The 5,230-nt window shown below is 34.8% G+C and carries 4 protein-coding genes; 2 read left to right on the forward strand and 2 right to left on the reverse strand.

Annotated elements, in window-relative coordinates; genetic code table 11:
- The coding region (locus HOG71_01475; protein ID MBT5989498.1) for an SAM-dependent methyltransferase at positions 1-202 on the reverse strand (202 nt) is incomplete at its 3' end.
- A 174-nt stretch (positions 203-376) separates the two neighbouring features.
- Between HOG71_01475 and HOG71_01480 the strand changes: the two genes are divergently transcribed.
- Positions 377-3,151, forward strand: coding sequence for a cyclic nucleotide-binding domain-containing protein (locus HOG71_01480; GenBank protein MBT5989499.1), 2,775 nt, complete (start codon positions 377-379; stop codon positions 3,149-3,151).
- A 15-nt stretch (positions 3,152-3,166) separates the two neighbouring features.
- Here HOG71_01480 and HOG71_01485 read toward each other — a convergent pair whose 3' ends face one another.
- On the reverse strand, positions 3,167-4,438 hold the full coding sequence (locus HOG71_01485) for an HlyC/CorC family transporter (protein ID MBT5989500.1): 1,272 nt from the start codon (positions 4,436-4,438) through the stop codon (positions 3,167-3,169).
- A 142-nt stretch (positions 4,439-4,580) separates the two neighbouring features.
- Here HOG71_01485 and HOG71_01490 point away from each other — a divergent pair.
- Positions 4,581-5,230 (forward strand): NAD(P)H-hydrate epimerase (locus HOG71_01490; protein MBT5989501.1); only part of this gene is annotated, 650 nt, incomplete at its 3' end.

Below are 5,230 nucleotides of genomic sequence, written 5' to 3' on the forward strand. Positions count from 1 at the left end.
TTCTTTTGTTCAATTCAAAAAAATTGATTCCTTGAAAAGGGGTTGAAACTCCAGCCGATTTTAGCAGCGCACGGGCAGGCTTTAAATTTTCGACTATAAAATATTTCAGTTTATGCAAAATACTACTATTATAAACAGGCATAAACTGATTTACTTCTTCATCAGACAATCGGTTTGGAATTAAATACAATACTCCTTTCATGATTTAAGGTACTTTGACTCTCTCAAAGTTACATAAGGACTTTAATGATTCAGTTATTTTCTGATATTAAAAATTCTTATTAAATTTCATCAGATTAAAAAGAGCGATTAAAAAAACAATTCACAACTTTACATGCTCACTCAAAACACAAAATAAATAATAAAATAAAGGAATATGGAACCATTATTTTTCATCATCATCGCCTTGGTTATTGGAACCGCAACTCGTCATTTCTTAAAAAAAACGCCTTTACCTTATACTGTACTGTTGATGATATTTGGAATTGGCTTGGGTTTGCTGGTCAGATTTGATGTTTTTGAAAATTTACATGGTCATTTCTGGCACACTCTTAATAATGCATTGCATTGGGCAGGAACGATTGATCCACACGTAATTTTATTTATTTTTCTGCCCATATTGATTTTCGAAGCAGCTTTTGCTATGGATGTACATACTTTTAAGAAAACAGTTGGTAATGCTGCAATTTTAGCAATCCCTGGGATTTTATTGGCACTTTTTCTAACAGGTGGTATGGTCAAAGGCCTCAGTGCTATCGACATAGGATTCAAGGATTGGGGATGGAAACTGGCCTTTCTGTTTGGTGTAGTTGTAAGTGCAACCGACCCTGTTGCAGTAGTTGCCCTATTAAAAGAATTGGGTGCTAGCAAAAAACTGGGAACTCTTATTGAAGGAGAATCTCTTTTGAATGATGGAACAGCCATTGTTTTGTTTTTCGTTTTCATGGCCATTTTACCATTTGAACTGCATGTTCATGGTGGTGGAAATAGTGTTTTATACGAATTTTTCAGAGTTGCTCTGGGTGGTATAATCATGGGATTACTGATTGGAGGAATCACTCTTATTTGGGTTCGCAGGGTATTTAATGATGCCATGATCGAAATAACCTTGATTGTAGTTGCCGCTTATCTAACCTTTTATGTAGCTGAGCATTTCTTCCATGTTTCTGGTGTATTAGGTTTGGTTGCTTTAGGTTTAGCCATGGCAAGTGCTGGTCGAACGCGTATCAGCGCAGAAGTACAACACTTTCTGCATGAATTTTGGGAATTAGCCGCCTTTATTGCCAATACATTAATATTTGTAATCGTTGGTGTTGTCATAGCCGAACGTACCCGATTTAGCTTCAATGACTTTTTAGCTTTGATTATATTATATGTAGGTATCCATATTATTCGAGCTATAGTAATAGCTGTATTTTACCCACTAATGCAAAAAGTTGGCTACGGTCTCCCTAAAAAAGACGCCATTGTTGCTTGGTATGGAGGATTACGTGGTGCTGTTGGTTTGGCCTTGGCTCTTATTTTTGTTGGTGAAATTGCAAAAGTTGATAATCTGAGTCCTGAATTGCAATTAGTTGCCGACCAATTTTTGTTTTACTTAGCAGGAATTGTTGCCTTAACATTATTAATTAATGCCACTACCATTAAATTCGTTGTTAGAGCATTGGGTTTGACAGATATTCCTCCTGTAAAAGTGATGATGTTTTCCAATGTTTTTCGGTCTGTCGATAAGAGTTTGGATAATGAAATTGAGCTTCTTAGAAAAGATCGATTCATGAATGGAGCTGATTGGAATCAGGTTAGAGAATATCTTCCTAAACACAACATTCCAACATTATCAGCAGACGATATTGCCAAAATGGATCCATTTTCAGAAGCACGAAGAAGAATATTAGAAAAAGAAAAAAGCAGCTACTGGAATCAGTTTAAAGAAGGATTATTAGCCCCACTTGCTTATACAAAACTCACAGATAACATTAAAGAAGTAATTGACAAGGAAGGAACAATTCCTTTAAATGAACGAGATTATCTGGCAAACTTGTGGAGAGCACCTAAATTATTAAGCAAATTACAATCTGCACCAATTATTGGCGCTATTGCCCGAAAATCATTGCTTGATCGACTGGCAGTAAATTATGATACTGCCAGAGGATTTGTAATTTCACAAGAAGAAATTGCAAAATTAGCTTCCATTATGGACTTCGATTTTAATCAGGATGATGTAACTGATGATGAAGAAGAGCGAATTGCCACCACGATTAAAGATGAAATTAACTCTAACAGGATAAAAGGTTTAACATATTTAAAAGAAACACACCAAGCCTATCCTGAAATAACGAAGGCTATCGAAACCCGACAAGCTGCCCGATCAGTTTTGAATTATGAAAAAAGTTCCATCAAAAAATTACAGAAAGAAGGCAAGCTTGAAGATTCTGAAGCAGCCGGACTAATCGTTGATATGGAGCTAAGAATGAAAAAACTGATGGAGGCTCCACTTATCATTAAAATGCCCGAACCCATTGAAATACTTGAACAATTACCTTGGCTCAAGCAGGTCGATGACTCTATTATTCAGAAAGTAAAAGCCATCGCCATAGAAAAAAATCATCCACTTGGTTATTCATTAATATCTCAAGGTGATAGTGGTGAAAGTGGAATGGTAATTATTGCTCGAGGAGCCGTTAAGGTAGTGGTTGGAGAAACAACTGTTGATTTACAAGGTTCCGGAGGTGTTATTGGCGAAATGTCGGTATTGGCAGGAGTTCCACGAACTGCTACCGTTATTGCGGATACTCCGGTTACAGCTCTTTGGCTTTCCACTAAAGAAATGCAGGTAATTCTGAAAGAATCTAACGAATTAGAAATGTCGCTATGGCATACCGCAGGTTTACGATTTGCAGAAAATTTATTGGGAAATATTGAACCTTATAGAACATGGCCTCAGATTAAATTAAGAAGATGGCTGAGTAACGGAGAAATTGTGAAAACGAAGGACGGTCAGATAATTAAATTGCAGGATCAGGTTGCTGTACTTATATCGGGTGCTGCTTCAGATAAAGTCAATAACCATATTTATCAGGCTCCTGAAATCATCAATTCGCCTGAGGTATTATTTGGAAAAAATGCTGTTGTGTTTATTTCAGCAAAATAACGTTTGATTTCTAAATCAATATTCAGAAGTCGGTACTATTTTCATAAGCACTTCGTCAATTCTACTTTCAGTAGCTGCTAATATTTTAAATGAAAATCGATCAATTTTTACTGTGTGGTTTTTATGTGGGATGCTTTGGTGAATTTCTAATATTAATCCACTAATCGTTTCAAATTCTCCCTCAGGAAGGTCAAATCCATATTTGTCATTCAAATAGTCAATCTCAAGTCGTGTACTAAAGATATACTCAGAATCACTCAATTTCTCTTCTTTCAAAGCATCACTATCAAATTCATCTTCAATCTCGCCAAATATTTCTTCCAACACATCCTCAATAGAAACAATTCCTGCGGTGCCACCATACTCATCAACAACCAGCCCGATGCTTTTATTGGAAGAAGTAAATTCTTTTAAAAGTTCATTGGCAGGCATTGATTCAGCAATAATAAAAACAGGCCGAATTAGTTTTTTTATTGTCTCGGGTCTATCTAAAAAATCAACTAAATGAACATAACCTATTATTTGATCTATTGTTTCTTTAAACACCAGTATTTTAGAATGCCCTGTCTCAATGAATTTGGCCTTTAATATGTCCAAACTATCCTCAATATCTATGGCAACAATTTCAGGTCGAGGAACCATGCATTCTCTCACTTTAATTTTCGGCAGCTCAATAGCATTTTTCAGAATCTGTGTATCTAAATCTACTTCAGCCTCATATTCTGGATTATCATCCTCCTTATTAACGATGTAGAATAAATCGTGATAATCGAATGCTGGCCGCCTTTCATTTACTTTTATACCAGCTAATTGAAGCAGTAAAGACGAAACAGAAGACACTAAAATATTAATGGGGAACAACACATAATAAACAACTTGAAAAGGAATAATAATAATCTTCAATACTCTGTTAGGGTTGATAATAAATAAAGCTTTGGGTATAAATTCAGCAAAAATTAAAACAATTAAACCAGAAATAACAGTGAGTACCAAAAATGAAAAGAATGAACTATGTATCCCAAAAACACCTCCTGGATACATTAAATTTAACAATCTGGTGAAAACCAAGCCATAAATTACCAAAGCAATATTGTTTCCAACCAAGGTATTGGTAATAAATCGAGTTGGATGTGAAATAAAGTTTGAAAGTATACGGGCAGAAGTATATCCTTTGTTTTTGTCGAGTTCAATTTTGAGTCGATTTGCCTGATAATAGGCGATTTCAATTCCGCTAAAAAAAGCTGAAAATAAAAGGCTTCCAAAAATGATAACTAAATAAAGGTTCATAATGTTGATTTAAAATCAAATCGACCATGTTTTACTAAAGGATAAAATTAGTTATTTCTTATCGTAATTCGTTTTTCCTTTTTATGAAAATAGAATAACTTTAGCCAGCTAATAATCTTTGATTATCTTATTATTAAGCAATATGAAGATCTTAAATCAAAAACAAATCCGTGAGACAGATGCTTTCACCATTAAAAATGAACCGATTGCTTCTATCGATTTAATGGAAAGAGCAGCTTCTCAGTTTGTAAAAAGGCTATTGAAAAAAGTACTCATTCAGGGAGAAATACATATTTTTTGTGGCAAAGGAAACAATGGTGGCGATGGACTTGTTGCAGCACGCTTGCTCATGAATCAGAACTATAAAGTGACTTCCTATATTATTGAGTACTCCAATCAGGCATCTGAAGATTTTGTTTGCAATTATGATAGATTAAAAAATACGAAAACAACCAGAATTATTCATTTGGATGAGAATGCAAAATTCCCACAAATTGAGAATAATGATGTTGTGATTGATGCCATGTGGGGAACAGGACTGAGTAGACCTATCAAAGGATTTTCCAAATCCATTATTGAAAAAATAAATCGATCAGATGCTAAAATTATTGCACTCGATATTCCATCAGGCTTATTTTGTGATGGGATTAATTCGGATTCATCAATCGTTCAAGCCGATTATACAATTAGTCTGCAAACACCTAAACTTTGCTTTTTTCTAGCTGATAATCATCAATATGTTAAGAATTGGGAAGTTGTTGATATTGGGCTAAGCAAAGAATTTATTGACAA

It is taken from the genome of Bacteroidota bacterium, from assembly GCA_018698135.1.
Classification (GTDB): Bacteria; Bacteroidota; Bacteroidia; order CAILMK01; family JAAYUY01; genus JABINZ01.

Coding starts and splice junctions, on each gene's coding strand:
- HOG71_01480 (MBT5989499.1), top strand. CDS start 377: ATGGAACCATTATTTTTCATCATCATCGCCTTGGTTATTGGAACCGCA.
- HOG71_01485 (MBT5989500.1), bottom strand. CDS start 4,438: ATGAACCTTTATTTAGTTATCATTTTTGGAAGCCTTTTATTTTCAGCT.